Source organism: Methanobrevibacter sp. V74 (genome assembly GCF_963082495.1).
Classification (GTDB): domain Archaea; phylum Methanobacteriota; class Methanobacteria; order Methanobacteriales; family Methanobacteriaceae; genus Methanocatella.
Map to the genome: position 1 here is coordinate 373,059 of NZ_CAUJAN010000003.1, position 26,996 is coordinate 400,054.

The following is a 26,996-nucleotide window of genomic DNA, read 5'->3' on the forward strand; positions in this document are numbered from 1 at the left end:
CTAATATTTTTTCGATGCATAATGATTTAGCATTTAACAATTTGGCGGGGATATTGTAAAAACATTATTAAATTTTAACCTTGCGACCTTTTCTATTTTTGAAAAATATTTTTGCATTAATTAATGGCAATGTTACTATATCTTGTGATCTGAAAGGTCCATAAACTTTCTCATCAACACATACAATAGCGCCTATTTCATCAAAAACAAGCATTGTAACAAGTTCTGTTTCTCTTGCCACACTTTGCGATTCAAAATCATAAACCTCATTTTGACTATCAAAAGCGTTTGGGTTATCTTCAATATTTCCAGCAGATTTTGATTGAACTTTTTTGATTGGTTTAGGGTTAACTTCAGAAACCTTAGGCTCAATAACCTCACTAACAGGTTTGGGACTAACTTCAGAAACTTTAGGCTCAATAACCTCACTAACAGGTTCTGAATTGGATTTTTTAATAGTTTTTCCAATTCCGGAGGTTAATGTATTTTTCTGAGGTTCTTTAGGTTTTATAATATGTTTTTTACTAAATTCTTTGTCATCGGAATATTCTGCAATGGAAATATTATTTCTATGGTTTTTTAAAACATCAATTAAAGAATAATAAAATTTTTCTTCCTCTGGAGTTAAATTTAAAGGGGTTGTATCCACTAAATCAAACTTTTGCTCATCAGTGAATAAATGATAAGATCTTTGTATATTTACAACAGCCGCTTCTGAAATTTTCTTCTCGCGTCTTCCGCAAATTTCATTTGCAATAATTTGAGATTGTTTAAGTAATGATAAAGCTTTAGAAAATGGATCGCTCATTGCCTGTTGTTTTAAAGCATCTATATACTCATGCATATCACTGTAAAAAGTCTCATCTACACGAGCTAATGTGCCATTGTTGCGCTCTTTTTTCTGAATTTTTCGCAATACTTGAAAATATTGATCCACTTAATACCATCTCGAACTATTAAAATAAAAAAAAAAGATGAACCGATGAACTTAATCATCTTGTTCTAATCTAGGAGCAAGTAAAAAACTAAGTTTGCCATCGCCAGTTACCATATTAAGGGTTAAACTTAATGGCATATCAGTACCTAATCTAATTTCTGCTTCTTCCGAAAATTTATCTGCTTTAAGCATTTCTCTAATCTTGTCTAAAGAGAACAAAGATTTTACATGTTCTTGAATATTTTCCCCATGAAGATACTTAATACTAGCATCACCAAATTCACCATCAGCTGATGCCATGAAGTAGTCTTCATCGACTTGCAAAATGACTTTGTCCGAAAAGATATCCATATCGTTAATACAGTCTTTTAAGATTGAGAAACGTACTTTGAATTTAGTTGGGTGATCAATCACAGGAGGATTAGGATTATCATACTCAATGTCAATCAATCTAATTTTGAAAGTTCTTGTAGCATCTCCTTCAAAAGTAATGATAAAATTACCTTCATCTACAGACATTAATACCCTGTCTTGTGATTTAGCTCTTTTAAGAATTTTCATAAATTCGTCAGTATCAATATTAATCTTTTCAGGTACATCACAAATATATTCATCGAACAAACTAGCTTTAAGTTCTAAATGTACGAAAGTTATATGACTACGGTCTAAGGCATCTAATCTCATGCCTTCACTATCAGTTTGAATTTGTACTTCATCAACAATAGATGAAATAGCATCAAAACTGGTTTTTAATATACTAGAATCACTTAATTCTGCTTTAAACATAAATAATCCTCTTATAAATAATGTTAATATATTTATATTTTATATATTATAAGTTTAACTTTTTTTATTAATACGATCAATTATTAATCATTTCAACTCACAAACCAGAGCATTCTTACCATCACTTTTAATCAAAATCACCCATTATTAAAATGCATCAACATTATTTTCTTTTAATCTGATGACATCTTCTTTTGTTTTAATGCCATTTTCTGAAATAAAAATAACATCCCCACCAACACATCTATAGTAGACCAATACTATTTTCAATGTAGGCTAAATTTATCAATATTTCATTATTTCAACATATGATTTCAGCACCAACTGCAAGGATACATCTTGTTTCATCCCCATCATGTTCAACAATCCATCCATTTGAAGGTGATGGCCTTTTGACCTCAATTATGGAAATTCATTAGCTATACTCATTAAGGAAACTTCGTTTTTTAAATTTCCTAAAGATATTGTGCCGTCTAAAGTTTCAAGTCTTTGTTTAATTTTTTCATTCATCCAACATGACAAAAACCTTAAATACGTTATAAGAGAAATTTCATGAGACATTACGGTCATGGAAATTACATCTTGTCTTGTTCTTGACTGAACTGAATAACAATCTTTTTAATTTCTCTACTTTCCAAATAAGGTAGTTTTTCTCTTATTTCACATTTTAAATCTCTATTTAACTCTAATCGTTTTTGATTATAGCTTTCACCTTCAAATTCTGCCTTATACTGCTTATTCAAATTTGAGTATTTGGTGATTAAAGGTTGGAGAACATTCCCAATATCCTCATCTAACCTATCATTGATTGTCTTTCTTTTTTTGACTTCACTAATGAAACCTACAAGAGTAATAAAAAAACCCAAAATAGTTATTGTTAAAGCCGGGACAAATATTTGCTGAATGTCAATAAAGACTATAGTGACAACTATTCCGGCGAAAATCAACACAATTCCAATTTTTCGCAAATCCATAATATGAGGTTTTATAAGTCCTTATTATTAATATTTTTCAATTCGGGAATTATTGACATGACAATTAATGCAAATGAAATAACAGCTAAAATAGACATTACAATAATAACTAAAGTGTTATTGAATAAAACATTACTTGAATCCAGAACAATAATAATCTCGGCAAATAAATTATTTAAAAAATGAGCAAATATCGGAACAACAATATTATCAGTTTTTAAGTACAAAATAGATACGCAAATAGCAAAAATAAATGCCGAAAAAATAGATCCGAAGCTATGAAGCGATGCAAAAAATACTGAGGAAACTAATACAGAAAACATTAAAGGAATAAATAATTTTAACCTATTTAGAAAAACTCCCCTAAATATTAACTCTTCAGAAATTGGTGCAACTACAACAATAGTTAGTAAACTACTGGACAATATTGAATAGGATGCCATGCTAAAATTAACTGTGAAAATATTTAAAATAAAATCGGCTAAATACAACATTCCATATGATAAAAATATGTTTAAAATAACTACTAAAAAAATTGTTTTGAGTAAATTCAGTTTGAACAGTTGTGAAATATCCTCTCCGAGTGATGGAATTTCATTTCTTAGTTTGAAAACAAAGTAAAAAATTACAAATACATAAATCCATATTGCATCTATATTAACTATGTTAAACTTAATAATAAAATAGTGAATTACGTATAATCCAACAATTAAAGACAATACTTCTTCTAAAGTGATTTTTTTAAGTTTATCATTAAATAAAGACATATAATCAAAAAGAAATTTGTTTAAAAAAAATTATATACACAAATCTGAAAAATTAACCAGTTACCTATATCCTCCGAAAGTACTTAACACTTAAAATGCATCATCAAGTATAAATACATCTTCGATTGCATTTTTACCCAAAATTTTAGTAATTTTATATGCCAATACTAATGAAGGATTATAGCGAGCATTTTCTAAAGCATTGATAGTTTGACGAGTTACATCAGCCAGATTAGCTAACTCTTGTTGAGTCATACCTTTTTCTTGGCGAAACTGTCTTATTTTTGTTTCCAAGTTACCACCTATCATAAAACCTAAGGACAATAATATATTTTTATACAAAATAATATAAATGTTTGCTAAAATATAAAACTTTAAACAACTAAACTAATATTATTAAATAATAATTTTGTGAGTTGATAAAAAATGGCTATACACCCAATAGAATTTAGGTATGGTACTCCTGAAATGAAAAGTATTTGGGAAGAAGAAAATAAATTACAAAGAATGCTAGATGTAGAAGCTGCACTAGCACTTGCTGAAGGAAAACTAGGGATTATTCCCCAAGAAGTTGCTGATGAAATTGCAAAAAAAGCCAATATTGATTATGTTAAATTAGAAAGAATGAAAGAAATTGAAGCTGAAACCAATCATGACATTGCTGCATTATCAAAATCAATTACTGAAGTATGTGAAAATGGTGCAGGAGAATATGTGCACTTTGGAGCTACATCTAACGATATTGTAGACAGTTCAAATTCATTACTTATTCGTGACTCTATTAATGTGTTAGAAGATAAATTAGAAAGATTAACTAAAATAATGCTCAAACTTACTAGTGAAAACAAAATGAAGGTGTGCATTGGCCGTACACACGGCCAACATGCGCTTCCAACTACATATGGTATGAAATTTGGTATTTGGGCAGATGAATTGCACAGGCAATATGTAAGATTAGAAAATGCAAAATCAAATGTTTGTATTGGAATGATGGATGGGGCGGTTGGTACAACTGCAGCTTTAGGCGAGCAAGGTTGGGAAATCCATAAAACAGTTGCAGAAATTTTAGGATTACCTGCAGCTACAATTACAAACCAGGTTGTACAAAGGGACAACCATGTTGAGTTCATAAGTGTTTTAGCTAACATTGCAAGTACATTAGATAAAATTGCACTTGAAATCAGAAGCTTGCAGCGAACTGAACTTATGGAAGTCGGAGAATACTTTGACCCTGAAAAACAGGTTGGAAGCAGTACCATGCCGCATAAAATGAATCCTATTACTGCTGAACGGATTTGTGGTGTTGCAAGAATTGTAAAATCCTATGTTAATGCGGCTCTTGACAATAATCCACTTTGGCATGAAAGAGACTTGACCAATTCATCTTGTGAAAGAATAATGTTTCCGGAAAGCTGTATTTTAACCGATTACATCCTAAACTTAACTATCAAATTAATGAATAATTTAGTATTCTATGATGAAAACATTGAAAGAAACTTAAACTTGACTAACGGTTTAATCATGGCTGAAAGATTAATGGCTGAGCTAACACGTGCAGGAATGGGAAAACAAACCGCATATGGAATTGTTAGGAAAAACACTATTAAAGCAAATAAAGAAAAATTATTACTTGGAGAGTTAATCTTAAAAGACATCGAAGTTCAAAAATATCTAACAGAAGATGATGTTGAAAAAATAATGGATCCTCACACATACATTGGATCTATTCCAACAATTATCGATGAATTACTTAAAAAATCTGAAAGGTGGTTTTAAATGACAAATGCAAAAGAATTACGTTCAATTGAACTGGCTTCCTTTACTACAATAACAACAGGAATCTCAGTTGTATTTTCAATAATTATTGCTATAATCATAGCAATTGTAATAAGTTTGACTGCACCAAAAGGTGCAAGTGTTGCAATCTACTTAATTCCAACAATTATCGTTGGAACATTTATGTTTACAATATACAATACCTTCTGTGAAGGTTTATTATACAATCTCCTCGCTAAAAGATTTAAAACAATCTTTATAGAAATTAAAGATGATAAAGAAATTGTTAAAATTTCTACAACTGAAACTGCAATGATGCTTTCAATTATTGCAACAATAGAAGCGATTTTATTTTATTTAGTTTCAGTTTTAATCCTGCCTTTGTTTTTAAGCACAATGATGCAAACTTTAATGTATTCAGGTCAGCAAATCCTAGCATATCAGGTTTATAAATTATTGCTTGTAATCAGCCAACCGGCAACAATTGCAATTTTAATTTTTGGTACTTTGATTATAACTTTTGTATTTGTTTTACTTGGAACCCTAATCTACAATTATTTATCAGGCAGAGGCAGAGGAATTGTTTTGAATTTAGTTAAGGAAAATGATTATACTGCTATTGAATCAGTTGATGGTTTAAAATTAGCTATTGTATTTGCAATTATTAGCGGTGTTTTGAATTTGCTTTTTGCAATAATAATGGCTATAAGTGGAACACCAATCACCAACTCCATCGGTATTGTCCTGATTGGTTTTATTGGCGGATTTGTTGAAGCTTATCTCATTGCAATATTCTACAACTATTTATCCCCAAAACTAGGAAAATTAAAAATAGAATTAATTGATTAAAAAATCAATTAATTTTTACTTCTTTTTATTTCAGGAACATATCTCTTAAGCATCAGTGAAAGAGATATGACTGTTACAGAACTCATTGCCATTGCAAGACCTGCAAGAGCAGGTTCGAATGTTATTCCGAATGCCGGATATAAAACTCCCGCTGCAATTGGGATTAAAAGTGAATTATATGCAAATGCCCAGAAAATGTTTTCCTTAATTCTGCGCATTACTTTTTTAGAGAATTGCACAGCTGCAACAACATTTTCTAAGTCCCCTTCCATTATGACAATATCTCCACTTTCCATAGCTATATCAGTACCATTACCCATGGCAACACCAATATCAGCTTGTGTAAGCGCCGGTGCATCATTAATACCATCTCCAACAAATAAAACTTTCTTAGTGTTATTCGCCTGAGTCTTTTTAACAATGTCTAACTTATCTTCTGGAAGAACACCTGCCTCAATATTATCAATTCCAACTTCCCTAGCAACATTTAAAGCAGTAGATTCATTATCCCCTGTAAGCATATATGTCTTAACACCCATGTTATGCAATTCATCAATTGTTTTTTTAGAATTAGCTTTGATTTTGTCAGACAAACTTAAAAGGCCTTTTACAGATTTATCCCTAGCTAAAAAGATAATAGTTTTACTTAAACTTTCAAGCTCATGATATTTATCAACAAGCTCATCTGAAATTTCAACATCATAATCATCCATTAAAGCCATATTACCTGCAAGAACCATTTCCCCATTTAATTCGGCTTTGAGGCCTTTACCTGCAACATTTTCAAAGCCGGTGATTGGATAAAGTTCCAAATCTAGCTCTTTTGATTTATTTACAATAGCTTTAGCAATTGGGTGAGTTGAATTTTGCTCAATACTTGCTGCAAGTTTAATCAAATCATCCTCAGACCCATCATATGCCATAACATCATCTACTTCCGGTTTACCTTCAGTAATTGTTCCAGTTTTATCAAAAGCAGCTACATCAATTTGACCTGCGTTTTCCAAGGTATCCCCATTTTTAATTAAGATACCATATTCAGCGGCTCTTCCAACACCTACTGTAACCGCTGTTGGAGTAGCTAGCCCTAATGCACACGGACATGCAACTACCAGAATGGATATCAAACATGTAAGTGAGAACAATAAAGTTCCTCCCAACACAAAATACCATATTGCGAATACCATAATAGCTATTGATAAAATAACCGGAATGAAGTATGATACAATTGTATTTGCGAATTTTTGAACTGGAGGCCTTGAGGATTGTGCCTTTTCAACTAAACGGATAATATTTGATAAAACTGTTTCTTTACCAATTTTTTTAGCTTTAATATGCAAAACACCATCCTGATTAATAGTTCCGGCAAAGACCTCTTCACCGTCTTTTTTGACTTTAGGAATTGGTTCACCATTAATCATTGATTCATCAACATAAGATTCCCCACCAACAACATCCCCATCTACAGGTATTTTGTCACCGGGTTTTACTAAAAGTAAATCATCAATTACAATATCAACAATGGAAACTTCTTTTTGAGAGGCAATCTCGCCATTTTCATCTAATTCAATTGATGTTGCAACAGTTGGTTGAAGACCAATTAATTCACGAATTGAATCAGAGGTACGTTTTTTAGCTCTAGCTTCAAGATATCTTCCAATCATTAAGAATGAAGGAAGCATTACAGCTGAATCATAAAACATGAAAGTGTGGTCTAAAACAATACCAAAAGTTCCAAAAATACTTGATACATATGCAACTAAAATACCCATGGAATACATTACATCCATATTCAAGTTTTTATGCATTAAACCGTTGATTCCTGCTTTGAGGATCGGTAAGGAAATGTAGAAAAATGGTCCTATACTTACAATCAATGATAACAATCCCATAGAGGATATGTGAATTCCAGTAGCTTCATGAATGTTATGGGTCAAACCCATTAAAGGATCCCATCCACTAAACATTAAAATCATTAAAATTACGGAAAATATCAAACCAACAATGATTCTATTCATTTTCTCTTTTAAATCTTGCTGGTATATAGCTTCTTCATCAATTTCTGTTTGACCTTCAACACCTAAAAGTTCAAAGCCTAAAGAAACAATCACCTCTTCAATTTCATCTAATGTTACTTTAGAAGAGTCATAACGTATTTTTGCTGTTTGTGAAGTCAAATCAGCTTTAACATCAAAAATACCATCTAACCTTATTAGGTAATTCTCAACATTCATTGTACATGACGCACAATGCATACCTTGGATTCTTATAGTCATTTCATCTGTATGAAGTTCAAAGCCAAGGTTTTTAACCAACCTTTCCATGTCTTCATAAGAAATTTTTTTAGTGTCTATTGTAATATGTAGTTTATTAGCTGACAAATCCGCATCAACTTCTTCTACACCATCAATTTTTCCAAAAGTTTTATTAACACTTAAAACGCATGAAGCACAGTGCATTCCTTCAATTGGCAAATCCATACGTTTATGTTTTACCATTCCATCACAACCGTTTCTATTATATAAAACATAATATTGCTTTTAACCATTATAAAAGTTTAGGTTAAACAAAACCTGCAACAGTGCCAGATAAAAAAAAATAAACTGTTAGATTAAAAAAGAGTAAAATTAAATATAAATCAGCTAGTCAAAAATGAAGCATTAATAATAAGATTTACGTGCAATTACGCATACTTTACATATTTCCCTGCACTATCAACTTCAACTGCAAAGTATTGAAACAATCATACTGATACAATATGGATATTGATTGCAACCAGCATCAATTTTTAACTTCCAAACCATCCTGAATAACTCTCAAAATATTATCATTATTACTTAAAACGCTAATGTCCTCTAAAGGATTTGAATTAACTAAAATTAAATCTGCAGCATAATTTTCTTTAACTAATCCCAAGTTGTCAAATCCTAAAAATTCAGCAGATCTGACTGTGCCACTAGCTATTGCTTCATCTTCACTCATTCCAATATCAGTTAAATGAACTAATTCCTCTAAATTATGTCCATGAGGAATAACACCACTGTCAGTTCCCATTAATATATTAACCCCTTCCCCATAGGCAAGCGATATGTTTTCTTTGTGAACTTTAACTATCTCTTTTAGTTTAGATGTTTTTTCATTCGCATAGCTGTCCCATACTGGAAAACCGTTTTTATATAAGAAATTATGAACAAGCAATGTCGGAACAAGACTGACATTTTTTTCAACCATTCTTTTAGAAGTTTTTCTATCAATGAATGTTCCATGTTCAATTGAGCTAAATCCTGCATCTATACAATTATTAATGCCTTTTAAACTATGGCAATGAGCTGAAACTTTCATGTTGGTGGATTTAGCTTCATATGCTATTGTTTTTAACTCACTTTTGTTAAATTCAGCAAATTCCGGTGAAGTATTTGCCGTCAATACTCCTCCACTTGCCATTACTTTAATAAAATCAGCACCTGCCCTTTTAACTTCACGAGTCTTTTTTAAGACTTCTTCAACACCATCGCATCTCCCTTTAGGAAAACCAGGATACCTTATTTCCATATCCCAACCAGAAGGCAGGAATAAATCAAAATGTCCCCCAGTTATGACTAATGGAGTTATTGACAAATGTACTTTTGGAGCTATGAATAATTTTTGTTTTTGAGCTAATTTAAAACTTAAATCAGCAGATCCGCAATCTCTAATTGTTGTAACGCCTGCATTAATTGTTTGCAAAGAATGAGGCACCGCATTGTAAAAATGAATTCCTAATGGATTTGCCATATTTTCTTGCTTGTGAAAACCCTTTGCAAAAATATGAGCATGGCAATCAATAAATCCTGAGAGCAAATAATTATCTTCTCCATCAATAACTTTTCCATCTGCTTTTATTTTACTTGATGAGATTTCTTTAATTATTTTATCTTCGATTAAAATACTTTGATTTGTTTTAATCTCTTCAAATGGATTTACAATATTTACATTTTCAATTAGGGTTTGCATAATTTCACTATAATATCTCTATCGTTCCATTATCCCCATCAACTTCCACTAATGTTCCTGTTGTTAAATTTCTAACATCAGATGGAGAGTCAACCATTGGGATATCAGACATTATGGCGCCAGTTGCTATTATTGGTTCTGCATTTAAGCAAATAATTGCTTTAGGAGCCGTATTGTTTTTCATCATTTGAAAAATTACATAAGATCCAACAGTAGAACCTTTTCCGCCCGGAATAAATAATACCTTATCTTTAATGATTTTTCCTTTCAATTCATGATTTGGATCGATTATCTCACCATTTTCAGGATTTACTCCTCCTAAAAAACTAATCGGCTCTGATGAAACAATTAATTTGCCTTTTCCTTTTCCTTTTGATATATTTCTACATTTAATCATAAAATCACTCAAAATAGTTTATCTACAACCTCTTCACCACGATTTAAAGCATTAATTGATATTATAGTGTCAATTAATGCCCAAACCCAAATAATAATTACAAATAAAATACCTATTAAACATAAAATCAAGAATACCGATACAATATAAGCTATTAAAAATATTGCTCCCTTATTATCAAGCCCTAAATAAATTTGACCTAATCCCGGTATGAAAACACTTAAAATAACAGCTAAAAGTGTGTTTTTATCACCGCCATCCTTTTTAGAGTTAATTTTTTGAGATGTTAAATCCTGACCACAATTTGGACAAAAATGAAAATCACAGGACAACTCATGACCACAATTAAAACAGGACGCGGATTTATCTTGATTTTCTGCATTTAAAGCATTGCCTTCCACAATAGGTTTAGATTCTATTTTAACTGGTTCATCAATATTTGAAATGTAAGCTCCACAATTTTTGCAAAATTTATTTTTTGGAACTTCTTTTCCACAATCTAGACAAATTACCATTATTTCACCTAGATTACCTCAACTTTCATGATTTCTCTTAAAACTGCAGTAGCATAAGAACCTTTATTGATTGAAAATTCGCACAAAACACCATCATCTGTTGGTGTTGCACTAGCATCCCAAACTTGGAATCTCATGAATCTTCTAAGACCATGACTTCCTAAACGCGGCATTTTTGGAACTTCAAAATCTTCTTTAGTAAGATTATAACCTTTCAATACATTTCTTTCCATCTCTCCAACTACTCCCCCTGCGTATGGAACTTTAGTACCATATAATGGACAGGTCGGATTTGCTTCAAAATTATCAATTAGTTTCTGATACTCCTCAGGAGTTTTATCATAGACAATGTGTTCTTCTCTGTCAATGACAATGTCCCCTTCAATGTATTTATCAATTCCCATAGCTACACGATTACTTACAGCTTCATTAAATAAATAAGATTGATAAGCATGGACAAACATTCTTTGTAAAGGTTTCGGGAGCGCATGTAAAGCATTTTTATATGATTTATCAGTTAATTCGCCTTTTTTAGAATCTTTAATTAACTCACGAATCATCATTTTTTCATATCTCATTCCCTTACCCATTAAATTTAGAGATTCTTCAAGGTTTCCATCATCATAAGCTTGTCTCGCCATTTGATTTTCTTCATGTTTCTCTTCAGATGGCCCGCCAATATATCTGTCTACAGCCTTTTTTAAGTCATTTTCGATTAAAGCTTCACCAACCAAATGAGTATTTGTTCTAGGTTTCCCGAATCTCTGCCAGCCAAAGTAATTAGGAACGCCGGTAGTTTGTAACTCATTTAGGACATCATTAGCAATCCCTGCGGATTTCTCTATATCATCTAAATCTTTAATTAAGATTTTGAATTTATTTCCTTTAAGCTGACCCATTCTGAGTTTTTTACGACCACGAACAACTTTTAAAAAATCAGTTTTGTAAATATCTAAATTTTGAACTTGCTTCATTTGTTCTTCCGAATCCATATTTGCAATACAAATCCATTGACGGGTTAAAGCTTTTTTATCTTTCATTCCGGCGAATCCCAATCTTTTTCTTGAGATATGTAAGTCTCTTGAAATATCTAGAGCAATATCTAATGTAGTTCTTCCTAATTTCTCAATCCAGATATAAATATTTGGACCTTCGCCAGACGGAACAATTTCTGGAATTTCCTCTACATAAAAATCTTCATATCTATTTCTAATAGTTCCCTCAATTCCTTTTTGAGGAGTAACATAAGTATCAGCATTTAACATAATAATCACGGAATTATAATGCCCTGGCCGGGATTTGAACCCGGGGAATGGGATCCGCAGTCCCATGTGTTATCCAAACTACACCACCAGGGCTAAACAAAATAAGATAACATATAAACGTAAGGTTTTTATAGTATTTAATGTTTATGAAATAATTTCATTCCTAGAAACTTAAGGGTTTTCTTCTTTTTTATTTTTAATTTTTTTATTCCAGATTGACGATGCAGCACAACCATAAAATTAGATTTTTGTCTAATTAATATTAATTTATATATTTTTAAAATTCAAACTTTAAATTTAAATGTTTTTTATTATTTGATGTTCTTATTGAACATAAAATGATTGTGTCACCTCTCAAATTAATTCTCCCACACAGATAACGTGTAAGAATAATCCCCATAATTTCTTGTTGCTACATCAACATCGGCAGCTTTTTTAAAATTCCCTCGAGAAGCCAGAATTTTCCCATCAAAAACATTATTCTCACATAACTTATAATTTTTAAGATTATATGAATTTAATTTATCCCTAGACATTTTAGAAACTTCTTTAATACTTTCTTTTGAATTATCCTCATCTTTTAAAATAGTTGAAATTTTACCAATGAATGTTTGGTCTGTAAAATCTATTTTTCCACTTAATGACTCCATAACATCTTGAGCAATCCTTATGTCTCTGCTTTCATAAGAATAATCATATGTTGGCATGGTTATTGCTGTGTTGACTACTAAAAATACGATTAAAAGTAAAAATACTGCAAGAAGTGCATCAATAATGTAAAATGACCCTTTAATATCTAACATGCTAAATAATTGGGATTTTAAATTTATAAAAAATTGCCAAGTGCGATTTTGTGCCTAGTCGCACTTCAGAAAAAAATAGGGAGGAAATTATTTAATTTCCTTTAATGTATTCAATGACTTTATCTTTTTTGGCGATAGCTTCATCTGAAGCTTTTTGAACCTTTTGCTTCATAAGTTCAAAGTCTTCAGGAGTAGTATCCCCAACCAATTTTTTAATTTTTGTATATGCTGCTTCCCTAAATAATGGAACTAACTTATCAATAGAACCATCTTCTTTGACTAAAATCGGTTCACCAGAGTTATTAACTTGCCCAATTTCAGATATAGCAACATCGTATTTGCTAACAGCTTTTTTAACATCATTTGAAATTTCAGGAGGTACGATTAACATCAATGAATCTGTTGAAACCCCTAATGGATCAATATTTAAAGTTTCAAGCATGTTCAATACATTCGGAGCCACCATTTCACGAATTTCTTTTTCGTAAAACTCCAATCCAACACCTGTAGTGTTTGATATTTCATGAGCATCTCCACGCAATCCCCCATTAGTTACATCAGTCATTGCATGAATGTCTTTGACTAAATCAGCTTCGAATAATGCATGTGACGCTTGAACAAAGTTAACATTCATTGTATCCCACACCACATCGAAAAATCCATTGTATAATGCAGTAGTTGTTATTGTTCCGCCGCCAGATCCTTCAGTTAAAAGAATTACATCTCCTTCAGTTGCCCCTTTTCTTGCTGTTGGAGGATAAGGCGAAACACCAACACTACCAACAGCTGAAACAAACCTATCGCCTAAAACCATGTCCCCACCAACACGCAATGTACTTCCAGCAACTATTGGAACGTCAACTAGTTCAGACACCGCTGCAACACCTGCCGTAAAGTCGAATATTTTAGCAACGTCTCCATCATCCGCTAGATGGACATCACTTAGAATAGCTACCGGGTCTGCTCCCATTACACAAACGTCACGAAGTGTTGCTCTTGTAACATGAAAACCGCCTAAAAACGGGTATTCACTTAATCTTGAATGTATCCCATCAACAGCTGTTGTAATATAAACTTCATCATCACTAACAGATGATTTAACAACACCCCCATCATCTTGTTCTGAAGGGTTAACTAATGATGCGGTGTTAGTTGAAGCTACAATTTCTGCTATTTTTCTGTGAACAAAAAAGTCTCCGGCTCCACGGGAACCTACACCCATTTCACCCATCAAGACCTCGGATTTATTAACATTAACTATTTCTTTTAAAAATTCGTCATCACTTTCTTGTAATTTTAAAGTTGTTGAAACCTCATCAATTACAGCTTTTGCCATTTCAACTGAATTATCTTGTGAAATGTTTTTATACTCTCTAATACGTAAGGAGAGAATTTCAGCTAAATCATCATATGAATAATCCTCAATTCTTGCCCTTACAAATCCTTCAATATCCATTAATTATATCTCCAAATTAGTGAAGTTTTTAATAATTTTTAATCCTGCTTTTCCGCTTTTTTCCGGATGGAATTGCGTTGAAAATAAATTGTTTTGAGATAAACTTGCTACAATTTCTCCACCGTAATCACATACTCCGGCAATTATTTCATCATCATCAGGAACTACATGATATGAGTGAACAAAATAAAAGAATTCTTTGTCAATGCCTTCTAAAATTGGAGAATCATTGACTACTTTTAGTTGATTCCACCCCATATGAGGTATTTTTACATTCCCAGACAACAATTCCACATGTCCTTTAAACAAGTTTAAACCTTTAATTTCTGGAGATTCCTCACTTGACCCCATTAATACTTGTTGACCCAGACAAATTCCAAGAAATGGCTTGTTATCATTTACATGTTCATTTATTACATCTTCAAATGGTTTTAAATTCTCCATCGCACTACCAAATGCTCCAACACCAGGCAGTACCAAGTAATCGCTATCTGCAATAATTTCTTTATCATCAGTGATTTGATAATCAGCACCAATTTTTCTAAATCCATTGGAAATACTTTTTAAATTTCCACTTTTATAATCAATTATTGTTATCATTCATTTAACCATCCGCTAGTTGACCTAATCATTTCGCCAAAGTCAGAAAATACGATTTTATCAGTTCCAAGTGTTTTTGAATGTGCATCAAGTTCTGCAACAACATGAGTATAACCTAAATCCTTTAAAGGTTCTACTAAACGTGGTCCATCGGTTACAGCTACTGATTCAATGTCAAATTCTTCGATTGGAAATGCATGAGGAACACCAAATACAACAATTAAATCTAAATCTTTATCTTTTAAATATTTGGCTGCAACATCTGCAGTTACAGGATATTCATCTAATCCTCCAGTAATAAAGTCAATATCCATTGGCAATTCTTCTTTGATATTCCTTGCATGACCTCTGATTCGTTCTAAACCTATATTTTCATCTAAATTGGCAACAACAATAGGTTTATTATCTTGATTAATTTCCGTGTAATCAAAATTAATAATATCTGCAAATAAATATGCAGTCTCTTTTTTGGCGTTGTGAACAAAAGCTACATTTTTGCCCTCTTTAATGGCTTGAACAACGACTTTTGCAACACGTTCTTTAGAATCTCCAAAGTTTGGTTTGATATATCTGCCTTGAGCCATTCCACGAGTTTTTTCTACTTCCGTTGCTTTTTCAAGCATTTCAATTTGCCTGTCAGCTTCTTCACGAGGGATTACTCCACATTCAACAGCTGATTCTAAAACCATAATAGCTCCAATAGTATTATCCCCTTCACCTGATCCTCCATGAGATTCGACAGGGATAACTGTACAAGGCAAATCAGCATTAGCTATTGCTTCTTTTAAGTCTTCTCCAATAATCATGCTTGCACATGTTCCAACAACCCCCATTAATTTAGGTTCAAACATGTCATAAGCCTTAATTAAAGTTTCTTCCAGTTTTTCACCAGCGCCTAAAATAAAATCGTTTTCGGCCATTGCAGTTGTTAGAACTCTTACTCCATCACTTTCCAATAGTCTTCCAGTTCTAAAACAACAACCATTTGGCCCATGCATAATAATAACATCGACATTCATATCTCTTAGAGTATAAAGAGAAGCCGCAATTGGACTTGGTCTTGGATGCATTTTCTTATCAACTCACTATTTTCACTAAATAACTATTTAATATTCATTGTTAATATAATTTATATAATAATATGTGGGAGATTGTAGTATGAAACTTGATAAAAAAATTTTAGAAGAAAAAATTAGGGAATATAGAACATTTAAAAGCTGTTCCGAATCAACTTTAATGGGTCTTTGTGAAACTGCTGAGGCGGACATAACTCCTCAAGAAATGACAAAATTATCTTGTGGATTTGCAGGAGGAATGGGCGGAACATTTGATGAAGGAACCTGTGGCGCAGTAACTGGTGCATTAATGGCCAACGGTATTTTAAATGAAGCTCCTCCAATCATTAAAGAAAATGCAAAAGAAATTTTTAATGCTTTTAAAGATGAATATGGCACTGTTAGATGCGATAAAATAACTAATCATGGGAAGGATAAATCACCCTGTGTTGACTGTTGCGTATTTATTGCAAATAAAGTAGTGGATTTATTAGATAAACAATAATTCCTCACCATATTATATTTTATCATGATTTTAAGCATCACTTTAATTAAAATATAACATGCCCTAAAAAGTTTAAGGTTTATTTTAATATAATTAACCTTCAACCATGATCAATTTGCCCGTTTCAGAATCTTTATAAACTTTACCCATTTCAGTATAACCACTACCTGATGATTTACTTAAATCAGGAGTGTCTTCTAATTCTTCACCCTGATCTACTTGTGAAACTTCGTTTATAGCATCTTTAACTTTTTGTCTTTGTTGTTCATCCATATTTTCATTAAAGACAATATTTTGCATATTCCATGAAATTACTAAAAATATTAACAACCCTACAGCAATTACTAACATTGCATCAACAAGATTAGTTGTCCCTGCCATTGGATCTTCTTCACCATGGCTTAGAAATTTTCCTTTTCTTCTACGAATCATGAAATCATCTAATCCTTTAAATTTTCTAAAACCGCATTGACAAATAGTTGCAAATTAGAAGAATATTCTTCATACCATCTACGTCTAATTTTAGCAACAACATAAGCAACCGCACCAGCTCCAATACCCACAACAGTTGTATCAAATGCTACAATGATTGCATTAGCTAATGTAGATACGTCTCCACTACCCAACGCTGCAAGACCCGGACCCATTGGTATTAAAGTTCCCATTAATCCTAAAGTCGGGCCGATACGTGTAACAATATCAAGTCTTTCAAGAGATTTTGCCATGACTACCTCTTCATCTTCAATCAAATTTAAAGCCCATGATTCTCTTGATTCAATTGAAAGAGAATGTGCATTAACTACTTTCAATAATACTTCCTTTTGATTATCATAAATTTCAGAATTGCTGACAATGCTTTTAAGTTCGTCTATAGAACTGGCATTGACCAATGAAAAAATTAATTTCTCCTTATATTCTCTATTCAATTTAATACGACAATTATAATCTGAAATTAACCCTCCAAATGCAAATATTGCAAAAACAGCAAATATTAATAAGAAAATAATTACCGGAATCTGTAAACTCTGAGATACAACATTTAATGCTGCGATTAACAATTCACTTCCTGGAATACTTACCACATAAAACACCACATAAATTATTTAAATAAAGTATTTTTTTTATTATATAATAAACCTAAACTAACCACTACAGCCAATAACACAATAGTAAGAATGATTGATTCTATAGAAACAATATTTATCGGTTTCATAGTATTAACATCCAAAGCAACGAGGTTTGGAATGAATAAAGAAACTACCAAAAAATAAATTCCAAAAATAAAATAGAATTTACCCAAATATTCATAAGAATTACTTAAAATTTTCAATTTTTTAATAGCGAATACCGCAATTACCAATGAATTAAATAAGCATGTTGCCAATAACGTTATTTGAATATCTCCCCAACCATTTAAAACATTTTTAGATAAAATACATGTGAATGCGATTAATACAAAGGATAAATAAGACAATGAAATAACTTTATTTACATCCTTACTTTTATTAATCAAATATCCAATGAAAATTAAAATAGATGAAATTACAAACAGCAATAAATAATTATACGAACCAATAGCCAAATTTAACTGATCATTATATAAATTCATTAAATAAATTAATATTAACATGACCATTATTGAAACGATAGAAAATTTAACCATATATTTTTTAGAAACATTTAAACCTAAAATCAACCCAATAACAATAGAAAAAATTATTATAGAACCTATAAAAGCTATAGACCATAATGAACTAAAAACCATAATATCTCCATAATTATTCCTTAGTGAAAAATTTTGACATCACAACCGCTATGAAAAATCCACACATCAATACGATTACAAATAAAATTATATTGTTTATATTGAACAAATCATTATTTTCATCATCATTATCAGAAATATTTGTATCATTGCTTGCTTTATCAGTACTGTTTTTTTCAATTGTTGAATTATCTTTCACTTCCAAAACACCAGATGAAGACTCGTCAGAACTTAATTGATTTGGATTGCTAGAAGAATAACTAGAACCACCTGAATGAGAATTTCCAGAACTGCCAGAAGATGCAGAACCTCCAGAAGAAGCAGAATTACCAGATGAGCTAGAACTTGAACTACTTGAAGAACTATGGCCACTAGATGAGCTAGAACTAGAACTTCCAGAAGAACCAGACCCTGAATCAGAAGGATGAGAAGGAGTTTCTACAGTTACCTCCTCAGCATACTCAGAACCATGTCCTGGATGAGCACATACACTAGTTGAAACAAATGATATGATAAAAATTATTGTTATCAACAATGCCAGTCTTTTATATTTCATTAAATCACCATTTTATAATTAAATTTAATTAAACAAACCCATAATAAAAATTTATTTAATTAAATTCAACCAAATTATTAAAATAAAAAAATAATAACTCAATTGAATGAGTTATTAATTAATATGTTTAGTTTTATTTACGTCTCATGTAACCTAAACCTAATACAATTCCAATTGCTAAAATACCTATTAAAGCATATAAAAGATTATTGGAATCTGCAGATTGTGTTTCAATAGATTTTGAAACTTCATAAGATTTTGACTTACTGTCTGAACTTTGATCAGCTTCAGAATCTTCTAAAGGTTGTGAACTGTCTCCAACATTTACAGGTTCTTTACTTGTAGCTGCATTTGCATGACCATAATATCTACTTTGAGATGGATTAGATGACCTAGCATCAGTGGACTTAGAATGACCATTTGAATTAGATCTGGAGCCATCAGATTTTGCATTAGATGTAGTGTTAGATTTTTTAGTATTGTCTTTGGTATTGTTTTTTGTCTTATCTTTATTATTATCTGCAATAGACTTTAATAAATCTTCTTTAGTAACATTGTTAAGACCTTTAACATATCTAATAACGGAATCATCAGCACCTTGCTTTAATTTATTAAATTGTTCTTCATTAATCCATTTCTCACAGTCTGTAGAAACAATAGGGCGTGATTTAATATTTGGATTATTTACCCCATTATACAAATCAATGTAAGCCTCGATTTGAGCAGCACGTTTAGCTTCAGAGGTACTGTACATACTTGTATCAATGTCACCCCATTTGAAACTTAAAATAGAAACCTTACCAACTTTAAGATTATTATCCCATACCACAAGAACACCCTGGTAAGTTCCGCCAGCAATATATTCAGATACAGTTTCATTATTAGGTAATTTTTTAACTAAAAAAGTACCCATACCTGGAGAAATACCTAATAAATAAGTCATACTGTCATCCTTACAGAAAGTAGTTGAAGCAATGTAAGTATATGATTCATTTTCACCTAAAGGATATTTCTTTTGAATGTGGTCAGTTATAAAGAATCCCGGTTGTACACCCGGACATACATGATTGTGGTATAAGAAAGACAATATTTGATCAAATGCTGGGTGAGATCTCCATGCATTTGCAATAGTCTGAATACTGAACCAATTTCCATCTGGCATGAAAGATTTTGGAATAGCTTTTACTTTTGCAGAGTTATTTAAAGTATCAATGCCTATGTTTATTACTTTATCACCATCAAGTTCCCCTACAAAGAATGATCCATTAACATTGTATCTAAGATATGCTGCATGAATTTCTTTTGTGTCCGGATGACGTAAGATAAATGCAAACCATAATGGCTTCCAAAGTGCTTGGTGGTATTGTAACATGTTTTTACTGTATAAACTAGTGCCTAATACTTCATGAAGACCATCACGAACTAAAACTGTTTCTTGACCTTTCAAGTAAACATAACCTGCTGAAGTAAATACTGCAAAGTCAACATTATCTCTGTCAATATCAATACCTAATTCATTTTTGAATAACTCTTTTCCTTTTTTAGCTGCATCAATACCAATTTGTTTCATTTGAGCATCAGTTAATGTGCCTTTAATAGTATCAGCATTTGTTCTTGTTGCTTTTGGTAAATTTAAAGATAAAATATATTTCATATCTAAACCATGAGCATCAATAGCTTGAATAGCATGACCATCTGCACTAACATCGGCATTTGTACCCATTAAATAATAATACTGTTCTGCAGTTAAATTAGTAAATTCATATAAAAAGTCAACTAAACATCCAGGATTTGTATTAATTTTTTTAATCCACCATGAACAGTATTTTAATTCTTCCAAACTTCCGGAATCTGGATTAATACCAGTTTCTTTTATGAAAGTATTTTTAACATTAGTGGAATTTAATGACATGATGATTAAATCACCAGTATTGGAACTAGCATACCATCTGATAAAGCCAATCATATTCTCAGTTGCACCAGTTGCTGTGGTATCAACACCTACATAACCAGTTTTACCAATAGTTGCATCTAAGAAAAACATTGCTGCATCATCATCAGATCCCCCTGGAACACCAAGAATCTTGTATGAAGTTATATCGCCTGGAGAACCTGCACCTTCAGATTGGGTTTCTTTTACAGGAGGGTAATATTTTAATAAAGCTTGCACAATACTAAATCCGCCTAATGTTCCTTCACAAATATGTCCATGGAATGCACCTTCCTGAAGCACTTCTCTTGAAACACCTGCAACCCAACCATTTGCTAAACTTGCAAATGCCCATGCGTTCTTACCTTTAATAGACTTAAAGTAAGTATTCCATTGCTTTTTGGTCATGTTTTCAGAAATAGTACCCAAGTAAGAGTGTTTTGTTGACCCGTTCTCAAATATTGCTGCTTTTAATTGATTTCCTTTTTTAGTTATAAAAGCAAAGTCAATCGGATCTACAGCAGATTGGCGTAGCATTAAAACATCGGTATAAGCTATATGGTTACCATAATTTATAATACCCTCTATTGCCTCTTCACTGCATTTGCCATATAATTTAGCTACACCAGCTGAAGTGACAATAAGAATATCATCGGCATTTTTGAAATCTAATAATTTATCTGCTGATTCAGTAACTGTTTTTCCTAATTCATAAGCTTTTGTAGCTTTTAAATCAAAGGAAACAAGGTTAGTTAAATCTGCACCACTAATTATTTTAGATTGACTAACATATCCAGATGTCATTGCAGTAATATTATAACTGCCTGCCAAAGCATCTTTAATATTTAGAACATAATTTTTATCATTCACATTATAATTTTTTGTAAAATTAAGGTATTTTCCATTAGAAACTACATAAAAATCAGGAACTAATTTATTTGCATCATCAGAATATTGATAATTAACTTTTACCTCAACAGAAGTAGTATTGCCGGATCCAGAATCTTTCAAAATATTTGAAGATTGAGAATCAGAAACTTGTTCGTTAATATCATCATTAGAACTTGATATTGCATCCGAATAAGATGCTGAATCAATACCTAAAGCGGCATTATCAAATGCATCTGCATCACCTGCACAAACTGCACCTGTTACAAACATTAAGAATGTAATAAGAGTAATGAATAAAAGTAGTTGTTTTCTAATATTTTGACCTCCAATTAATTTTTAACATATTCCCAACAATCGAAATTTTATCAAGAATATAAGAATTGGTTTGAAATAATACATATATAAAGTTATTTAATACAATTCTATTATTTTTTATATAAAAAGTAATAACAACACCTATCAAACTTTTAAAAAAAATACCTATTAACAAAAAAACAATAATTTAAATAAATTTAAAAAGAGATTAATGAACTATAAAATGATTATTATAAATTCAACCCATGATTAACAAAAATATCACGGATTAGAGAAAATTTAAAAAATAATACTTAACAATGACATATTAAAAATTAATATTACTTCCAGAATGATAAAAATAAAATGATTTAAATGGTGTTTTAAACTGATAAAAGACTAAAACAATATGAAATTTGGAAAAAAATAAATACAAATACCCCTACTGCCTAGTAGAAAGATTTAAATTATTTATTTTTAAAACAAATCTCTGTTCTCAATGATTAAATAACTGCATCATTTAAAGTTGTTTTTAACTTGCGAATGGTATATCTGGCATAAGCATAATTGAAAATAGATGCTATGATTCTACCAACTGCCAAACCTGTCCAAATACCAATTAACCCCCAACCAAATACAATTCCAAATAGATAAGTAAAACTTACAGTACAAATTAATTCTCTTATGATTGTCCACATAAGAGAAGTTGTTCCCCTACCAATTCCCTGATAGAAAAAGCTTGAAGGCATGCCAAAACCAACTAAAAGTAAACCAAAGGAAGCTATTCTTAAGAAATTTGTTATTTCAGGAGTTAAAGGAGCTGTATCTGGAGTATATGCAAAAATCAATGATAATTGCGGTGCAAATATTACTAAAATAAGCATGATTAGGACTGCAAATAGCATGGCGAATTTTGTACCATAACTATGGGTTCTTGACAAATAATCCCAATTTTTAGCGCCGAAAGCACTTCCACTAACAGCTGCAACTGCACTACCAATAGCTGTTAAAGGCATTATTCCAAACAAATACAATCTTTGACCAGATGTAAATGCTGCAATACCATATTCACCACCAACAGATGAAATAAATATCAAATAAAAACTCATTGCAAGTGACATCATAAACATGTCCAATGAAGATGGAATACCTACTTTTAAGATGTCTCGAGTTATTTCTAAGTCAAATCTAAATCCTTTAAAAGTAACATCAACATAAGTATCATTTTTAATTAAAATCCAATACATTATCACAATTGCAGCACCAATAGAACTCACTATTGTTGCAAGTGAAGCTCCAGTTGAACCTAAGTTTAAAACATAGATAAAAACAGGATCTAAAATAAAATTTAAAACAACAGAGACTATCATTGCATACATTGCCCTTTTCATATCACCTTCCCCACGGAGAATCCCACTTCCCCCATTAGCAAAAATAAAAGCAAATAAACCTGCAAATAATGGTGTTGCATATTTAATTGCTTCAACTAATGATTGACCACTAGCACCGAATGCTTTAAGCAAAGGTTCCTGAATTATAAGCAAAATTATAGTCAAAATTATCGAAGCCATTAGTAAAATTACAATTGAATGTGTTGCTGACTTACTAGCTCTTTTATGATTTTTTGCTCCAACAGCACGACTAATACTGCTTGTCGCCCCATTACCTAACCCTACACTAACACCATTTAAAATCATGAATATTGGTGTTACAAAACCTATTCCTGCAATAGCAGTTTGACCTAATCCTGCAATCCAAATACCATCAACAATATTATATGATGCTGTTAAAAGCATGGATATCATTATTGGAATCGCTAGTTTTCTAACAGCAATTTCTGGCTTTCCTCTCATTAATTCAACATTTTTATTTGCAATAATAACTCCTCCCAATTCACTAATTACTATGAGTTTTATCAAGTCGTCAACCTTATTTTTTCTAAAAACTCTTAGTTTCTATTTTATTAGCATATTACTTTATTAATAATTTGCTGTTTGTTGTTCTTTCTTTAAATAGTTATTTTTTGTCTTTTGTTATTTTACAAGTGTTAAAGTTGTAAACTAATTTAATTGATGCTTTCTTTATTTTACTTAAATTTGGTTAAATTTCATTGATTTTAAATGGTTTTTATTGACTATTCAATATTATGATAGTTTAAAATGGAAGATGAATGTAAGAAAAATCGTTTTCTTTTAATCTGCAAGAAATCATGACAGAAAATCACATAATATTAATTGGAATGCTCTTATCAGAATCAAATGACCGGAAAACAATGAAATATGTTTTAAAAGACATTAAAGAAACCGTTAAACTATTTATTGAAATGCAGAAAGAATTTAGAGAAAGATGGAACTATAAAGAAATACGACGAAGGCTCCGAGAACATATTTTAATCGCAGATTCAGGTTATTTCAGTACGGAAAACCTCCATTACTTATTTAAAAATAAAATAAATGCATTAGTAATGCCTAAAAAGTTATCTGAAGAACATAACAATAAATTAAGACGAGAGAATAATCTTAAGGAAAAAAGAAATTATTCTTCTAAAAAGGATTTTGAAAGAGTTAAAAACGGACATATCTATCCAGATGAACGTTTTATGAGGTTAATAAAAGTCAAAACTATGAAACATCGGAAACCACATAAGGATGATGGTCTTCCGGACAATTGTAAGACAAAAAGGTATTTCTTTGAAACATATTCCTGTAATGGATGCTCAAATATCGAAAACTGCAAACATAAAACCTTTGTAATCCAATCTACAGACCTTAATTTTGAAATGACTGAAAAATTCTTGAATAAAAGATATAATACTCATTATCAAGCTCGTTTTTCAAGAAGTGAAGGTATAAATGGTTTTTTGAAAGGTGATAATGGAGTTTTGAAATTAATCGGAACTACAGATAATGCAGTAAACAACGAGATCCAACTAAGAAACACCATTTACAACCTTACAAGACTAATTAATCTTAAAGACACAGCGTATTAAGCATCTCCATCATTAGATGTGTTAATAGTTTATCATTAAGATAGACTGTACGCCATATCCTAAACAACCATTTTTTGAGAAGAAACACCATTAATTCAAAAATGGAAGTTCAAATTTAATTTTTGAACTCAAATTAAATAAAAATTACGATTGAAAACATCTAAAAACAATGAAAAAATAAAAGCTCTCAACACTCAAAAATGAAAACAAAAGCCAAATTACTCTAAAATAGATAAAATAAGAAAAAATATCAAAAAATTAAATTATTGACAAAATCCTTAAAAATAATAAAAAAAGAAATTATAAGAGTTCGTCCAATAATTCAATTTTTTTAATTGAATTTAAATAAAAAGGTTTTATTCTTAGATTGAGGTTAGTGGAGTTTCAGGTGTTATTTTACACTTGAAATTGCACTTCGTTACTTTTTTTTAGAATTTTGGGTTATTTTTGTAGTTGTTTTGCTTAATTTTAAGTTTGTTTATATTTGTGTTTTTTGTTTGGAAGTGTATTTTTAATTGTTTGTTTTTTTGTTTAAATTAGTGTTGCGTTTAGGTTTTTGTGTATTTTTTGTATGTTGTGGGCTATTGAGAGTATTGTTAGTTCTTTTTCTGCATTTATCATGCCTATTCTATTTAATTTTTGGAAATGGTGTACATTTCGGAGTAATCCGAAATGTGCTTCGTTTAGATTTGCTCTTTTTTTATAGTATATTTTTCCTTCAGGAGATTTGAAATCTGCTTTCATTTTCCATCTTAAATCATCGACAGGTTCGAAAATTTCTTTTACTCTGCTTTGAGTACATTGATTTTTAACAGAGCAAGTTTTACACTTGTTTGTTGAGTATACTCTCATCCATTCGCCGTTTAGTTTTCTATCGTTTTTGTAATGTAGATGTTCATCCATTGGGCAGATAAATGAGTCTGTTTTCCATTCATAAACGAAATTTGCTTTGGCAAATGGTTTTTCTTTATTTTTAGGTTTGGATTTACTGCTTTCTGCTCGATCTGGCATCAATAATCCTATGTTATTTTTATAAGCGTATTTTATTACATTGTCGTTCATATATCCGTTGTTTGCAATTAATACTTTAGGATTGATTCCCATTTGTATTTTTAGTTCATGCAACATTTCAAATAGTTCATTAGCGTCCGTAGCATTCTGTGTTAGATATTGACCTACAACCATTCCATTTTTACTGTCTACAGCAACTTGATAATTGTAATTTAAACCCATATTTCCTTTTTTATCCATCATCCATCTTGATTCAGGGTCTGTTAAACTGATAGTATGTTTTTCATTATAATTTGCTTTTAAAACACTCAATAAATCAAGAACATAATACATATTATCCATACTAATTAAAGCAGTTTTAAGAAGAATTAACGCATTTTTATTCAAATTATCATTTATTTCACTTATTAAATTACTTATTTCCTCATTTTTTTTATTTTGGTTGTAGTATTGGTGTATTTTGTACCAAATACTATTTTTACTCCAGTTTCCACCATAATCTAAAATCAAACTTTGTAAAAATTCAATTTCTTCAATTTTGATCAAATGAAAATTGTTGGCATGGGCTTTTACAATGCTACCATCAACTGCAACGCACTCTCCATCAATTAAACCCAAAATTAATCCCCAAAATTACAGTGTAATGAAAAAATACATTATTAATCAACAAAGTGTTTTCCTGTAAAAACAAATGAATAACCGATTTCTTAGCTTTCTTATCATTCAAGATATAATTAACTGATTCATCATTTATTATTTATCCAATCAACCAAACTTCTACAACTAAATCTATTATTATAAACTCCATAGACAACAAAACCCAATAATTCATCCAAATAATATTCTTTAGGCCTTCCATGACTCTTAAAATCACTTTCAAAT

Annotated in this window: 26 protein-coding genes and 1 tRNA gene; 4 read left to right on the plus strand and 23 right to left on the minus strand. The window is 31.0% G+C overall.

Annotation, left to right across the window (positions count from 1 at the left end):
* Positions 1 to 67 precede the first annotated feature (67 nt).
* The 6 genes from Q9969_RS06895 to Q9969_RS06920 all read right to left on the minus strand — a co-directional run bounded on the left by Q9969_RS06895 (position 68) and on the right by Q9969_RS06920 (position 3,758).
* Positions 68 to 937 carry a hypothetical protein gene (locus tag Q9969_RS06895; protein WP_305555685.1) on the minus strand — a complete coding sequence of 290 codons (870 nt, stop codon included), beginning with the start codon at positions 935 to 937 and terminating at the stop codon, positions 68 to 70.
* A 51-nt stretch (positions 938 to 988) separates the two neighbouring features.
* On the minus strand, positions 989 to 1,723 hold the full coding sequence (pcn, locus tag Q9969_RS06900; RefSeq protein ID WP_305514566.1) for a proliferating cell nuclear antigen (pcna): 735 nt from the start codon (positions 1,721 to 1,723) through the stop codon (positions 989 to 991).
* 147 nt (positions 1,724 to 1,870) lie between these two features.
* Positions 1,871 to 1,993, minus strand: a complete 123-nt coding sequence (locus tag Q9969_RS06905) for a hypothetical protein (RefSeq protein ID WP_305555688.1) — start codon at positions 1,991 to 1,993, stop codon at positions 1,871 to 1,873.
* Positions 1,994 to 2,298: 305 nt separating this feature from the next.
* On the minus strand, positions 2,299 to 2,697 hold the full coding sequence (locus Q9969_RS06910) for a hypothetical protein (protein WP_305555690.1): 399 nt from the start codon (positions 2,695 to 2,697) through the stop codon (positions 2,299 to 2,301).
* A gap of 11 nt (positions 2,698 to 2,708) precedes the next feature.
* The gene (locus Q9969_RS06915) at positions 2,709 to 3,464 is read right to left on the minus strand and encodes a type II CAAX endopeptidase family protein (RefSeq protein ID WP_305514562.1); all 756 of its coding nucleotides are present in this window, start codon (positions 3,462 to 3,464) and stop codon (positions 2,709 to 2,711) included.
* Between the two features lie 90 nt (positions 3,465 to 3,554).
* Entirely contained in the window at positions 3,555 to 3,758 is a 204-nt protein-coding gene (locus Q9969_RS06920; protein ID WP_305514560.1) for a helix-turn-helix transcriptional regulator, read from the minus strand.
* Positions 3,759 to 3,890: 132 nt separating this feature from the next.
* On the opposite strand from Q9969_RS06920, the gene purB reads away from it, so the two are divergent.
* Together purB and Q9969_RS06930 are read left to right on the plus strand one after the other, a co-directional pair.
* Positions 3,891 to 5,240, plus strand: a complete 1,350-nt coding sequence (gene purB, locus Q9969_RS06925) for an adenylosuccinate lyase (RefSeq protein WP_305555692.1) — start codon at positions 3,891 to 3,893, stop codon at positions 5,238 to 5,240.
* The gene (locus Q9969_RS06930; protein ID WP_305555694.1) at positions 5,241 to 6,089 is read left to right on the plus strand and encodes a hypothetical protein; all 849 of its coding nucleotides are present in this window, start codon (positions 5,241 to 5,243) and stop codon (positions 6,087 to 6,089) included.
* 8 nt (positions 6,090 to 6,097) lie between these two features.
* Here the strand turns inward: Q9969_RS06930 and Q9969_RS06935 are convergent, their stop codons facing one another.
* The 10 genes from Q9969_RS06935 to cfbD all read right to left on the minus strand — a co-directional run bounded on the left by Q9969_RS06935 (position 6,098) and on the right by cfbD (position 16,188).
* Entirely contained in the window at positions 6,098 to 8,587 is a 2,490-nt protein-coding gene (locus Q9969_RS06935) for a heavy metal translocating P-type ATPase (protein ID WP_305555696.1), read from the minus strand.
* Between the two features lie 283 nt (positions 8,588 to 8,870).
* Positions 8,871 to 10,082, minus strand: a complete 1,212-nt coding sequence (locus Q9969_RS06940) for an amidohydrolase family protein (RefSeq protein WP_305555698.1) — start codon at positions 10,080 to 10,082, stop codon at positions 8,871 to 8,873.
* A 7-nt stretch (positions 10,083 to 10,089) separates the two neighbouring features.
* Complete coding sequence (locus tag Q9969_RS06945; protein ID WP_305514552.1) at positions 10,090 to 10,479, minus strand: DUF126 domain-containing protein; 390 nt, start codon at positions 10,477 to 10,479, stop codon at positions 10,090 to 10,092.
* 8 nt (positions 10,480 to 10,487) lie between these two features.
* Complete coding sequence (locus Q9969_RS06950; RefSeq protein WP_305555700.1) at positions 10,488 to 10,994, minus strand: zinc ribbon domain-containing protein; 507 nt, start codon at positions 10,992 to 10,994, stop codon at positions 10,488 to 10,490.
* 8 nt (positions 10,995 to 11,002) lie between these two features.
* Entirely contained in the window at positions 11,003 to 12,259 is a 1,257-nt protein-coding gene (truD, locus tag Q9969_RS06955; RefSeq protein WP_305555702.1) for a tRNA pseudouridine(13) synthase TruD, read from the minus strand.
* 19 nt (positions 12,260 to 12,278) lie between these two features.
* A tRNA-Arg gene (locus Q9969_RS06960) sits at positions 12,279 to 12,352 on the minus strand.
* A gap of 266 nt (positions 12,353 to 12,618) precedes the next feature.
* A complete protein-coding gene (locus tag Q9969_RS06965) occupies positions 12,619 to 13,062 on the minus strand; it encodes a hypothetical protein (protein ID WP_305555704.1) in 444 nt (147 codons plus the stop codon).
* Positions 13,063 to 13,153: 91 nt separating this feature from the next.
* Positions 13,154 to 14,518 carry an AIR synthase-related protein gene (locus tag Q9969_RS06970; RefSeq protein WP_305555706.1) on the minus strand — a complete coding sequence of 455 codons (1,365 nt, stop codon included), beginning with the start codon at positions 14,516 to 14,518 and terminating at the stop codon, positions 13,154 to 13,156.
* Positions 14,519 to 14,521: 3 nt separating this feature from the next.
* Positions 14,522 to 15,118, minus strand: a complete 597-nt coding sequence (gene hisH / locus Q9969_RS06975) for an imidazole glycerol phosphate synthase subunit HisH (protein ID WP_305514542.1) — start codon at positions 15,116 to 15,118, stop codon at positions 14,522 to 14,524.
* A complete protein-coding gene (gene cfbD, locus Q9969_RS06980; protein WP_305555709.1) occupies positions 15,115 to 16,188 on the minus strand; it encodes a Ni-sirohydrochlorin a,c-diamide reductive cyclase catalytic subunit in 1,074 nt (357 codons plus the stop codon). Before cfbD ends, hisH begins: the two co-directional genes overlap by 4 nt.
* 88 nt (positions 16,189 to 16,276) lie before the next feature.
* Here cfbD and Q9969_RS06985 point away from each other — a divergent pair, with 88 nt between their 5' ends.
* Entirely contained in the window at positions 16,277 to 16,678 is a 402-nt protein-coding gene (locus tag Q9969_RS06985; RefSeq protein ID WP_305514539.1) for a C-GCAxxG-C-C family protein, read from the plus strand.
* A gap of 93 nt (positions 16,679 to 16,771) precedes the next feature.
* On the opposite strand, the gene Q9969_RS06990 is transcribed toward Q9969_RS06985, so the two are convergent.
* The 6 genes from Q9969_RS06990 to Q9969_RS07015 all read right to left on the minus strand — a co-directional run bounded on the left by Q9969_RS06990 (position 16,772) and on the right by Q9969_RS07015 (position 23,991).
* Positions 16,772 to 17,110, minus strand: a complete 339-nt coding sequence (locus Q9969_RS06990; protein ID WP_305514537.1) for a DUF2149 domain-containing protein — start codon at positions 17,108 to 17,110, stop codon at positions 16,772 to 16,774.
* Between the two features lie 8 nt (positions 17,111 to 17,118).
* Positions 17,119 to 17,760, minus strand: coding sequence for a MotA/TolQ/ExbB proton channel family protein (locus Q9969_RS06995; protein ID WP_305555712.1), 642 nt, complete (start codon positions 17,758 to 17,760; stop codon positions 17,119 to 17,121).
* 17 nt (positions 17,761 to 17,777) lie between these two features.
* Complete coding sequence (locus Q9969_RS07000) at positions 17,778 to 18,443, minus strand: DUF2162 family putative transporter (RefSeq protein ID WP_305514533.1); 666 nt, start codon at positions 18,441 to 18,443, stop codon at positions 17,778 to 17,780.
* Between the two features lie 13 nt (positions 18,444 to 18,456).
* Positions 18,457 to 18,999, minus strand: coding sequence for a hypothetical protein (locus Q9969_RS07005; RefSeq protein ID WP_305514531.1), 543 nt, complete (start codon positions 18,997 to 18,999; stop codon positions 18,457 to 18,459).
* Between the two features lie 133 nt (positions 19,000 to 19,132).
* Positions 19,133 to 22,090 carry an FmdE family protein gene (locus Q9969_RS07010; RefSeq protein WP_305555715.1) on the minus strand — a complete coding sequence of 986 codons (2,958 nt, stop codon included), beginning with the start codon at positions 22,088 to 22,090 and terminating at the stop codon, positions 19,133 to 19,135.
* Positions 22,091 to 22,617: 527 nt separating this feature from the next.
* A complete protein-coding gene (locus Q9969_RS07015; protein ID WP_342765950.1) occupies positions 22,618 to 23,991 on the minus strand; it encodes an MATE family efflux transporter in 1,374 nt (457 codons plus the stop codon).
* A 332-nt stretch (positions 23,992 to 24,323) separates the two neighbouring features.
* On the opposite strand from Q9969_RS07015, the gene Q9969_RS07020 reads away from it, so the two are divergent.
* A complete protein-coding gene (locus Q9969_RS07020; protein ID WP_305555721.1) occupies positions 24,324 to 25,103 on the plus strand; it encodes a transposase in 780 nt (259 codons plus the stop codon).
* Positions 25,104 to 25,634: 531 nt separating this feature from the next.
* Here Q9969_RS07020 and Q9969_RS07025 read toward each other — a convergent pair.
* Positions 25,635 to 26,732, minus strand: coding sequence for a transposase (locus Q9969_RS07025; protein WP_305555724.1), 1,098 nt, complete (start codon positions 26,730 to 26,732; stop codon positions 25,635 to 25,637).
* Positions 26,733 to 26,996: the final 264 nt, after the last annotated feature.

What these genes read in the sequence shown, in the direction of transcription:
- pcn (WP_305514566.1), bottom strand. Translation starts at nt 1,723, where the DNA reads ATGTTTAAAGCAGAATTAAGTGATTCTAGTATATTAAAAACCAGTTTT.
- Q9969_RS06910 (WP_305555690.1), bottom strand. Translation starts at nt 2,697, where the DNA reads ATGGATTTGCGAAAAATTGGAATTGTGTTGATTTTCGCCGGAATAGTT.
- Q9969_RS06915 (WP_305514562.1), bottom strand. Translation starts at nt 3,464, where the DNA reads ATGTCTTTATTTAATGATAAACTTAAAAAAATCACTTTAGAAGAAGTA.
- purB (WP_305555692.1), top strand. Translation starts at nt 3,891, where the DNA reads ATGGCTATACACCCAATAGAATTTAGGTATGGTACTCCTGAAATGAAA.
- Q9969_RS06930 (WP_305555694.1), top strand. Translation starts at nt 5,241, where the DNA reads ATGACAAATGCAAAAGAATTACGTTCAATTGAACTGGCTTCCTTTACT.
- Q9969_RS06935 (WP_305555696.1), bottom strand. Translation starts at nt 8,587, where the DNA reads ATGGTAAAACATAAACGTATGGATTTGCCAATTGAAGGAATGCACTGT.
- Q9969_RS06940 (WP_305555698.1), bottom strand. Translation starts at nt 10,082, where the DNA reads ATGCAAACCCTAATTGAAAATGTAAATATTGTAAATCCATTTGAAGAG.
- Q9969_RS06945 (WP_305514552.1), bottom strand. Translation starts at nt 10,479, where the DNA reads ATGATTAAATGTAGAAATATATCAAAAGGAAAAGGAAAAGGCAAATTA.
- Q9969_RS06950 (WP_305555700.1), bottom strand. Translation starts at nt 10,994, where the DNA reads ATGGTAATTTGTCTAGATTGTGGAAAAGAAGTTCCAAAAAATAAATTT.
- truD (WP_305555702.1), bottom strand. Translation starts at nt 12,259, where the DNA reads ATGTTAAATGCTGATACTTATGTTACTCCTCAAAAAGGAATTGAGGGA.
- Q9969_RS06965 (WP_305555704.1), bottom strand. Translation starts at nt 13,062, where the DNA reads ATGTTAGATATTAAAGGGTCATTTTACATTATTGATGCACTTCTTGCA.
- Q9969_RS06970 (WP_305555706.1), bottom strand. Translation starts at nt 14,518, where the DNA reads ATGGATATTGAAGGATTTGTAAGGGCAAGAATTGAGGATTATTCATAT.
- hisH (WP_305514542.1), bottom strand. Translation starts at nt 15,118, where the DNA reads ATGATAACAATAATTGATTATAAAAGTGGAAATTTAAAAAGTATTTCC.
- cfbD (WP_305555709.1), bottom strand. Translation starts at nt 16,188, where the DNA reads ATGCATCCAAGACCAAGTCCAATTGCGGCTTCTCTTTATACTCTAAGA.
- Q9969_RS06985 (WP_305514539.1), top strand. Translation starts at nt 16,277, where the DNA reads ATGAAACTTGATAAAAAAATTTTAGAAGAAAAAATTAGGGAATATAGA.
- Q9969_RS06990 (WP_305514537.1), bottom strand. Translation starts at nt 17,110, where the DNA reads ATGATTCGTAGAAGAAAAGGAAAATTTCTAAGCCATGGTGAAGAAGAT.
- Q9969_RS07000 (WP_305514533.1), bottom strand. Translation starts at nt 18,443, where the DNA reads ATGGTTTTTAGTTCATTATGGTCTATAGCTTTTATAGGTTCTATAATA.
- Q9969_RS07005 (WP_305514531.1), bottom strand. Translation starts at nt 18,999, where the DNA reads ATGAAATATAAAAGACTGGCATTGTTGATAACAATAATTTTTATCATA.
- Q9969_RS07010 (WP_305555715.1), bottom strand. Translation starts at nt 22,090, where the DNA reads ATGTTTGTAACAGGTGCAGTTTGTGCAGGTGATGCAGATGCATTTGAT.
- Q9969_RS07020 (WP_305555721.1), top strand. Translation starts at nt 24,324, where the DNA reads ATGACAGAAAATCACATAATATTAATTGGAATGCTCTTATCAGAATCA.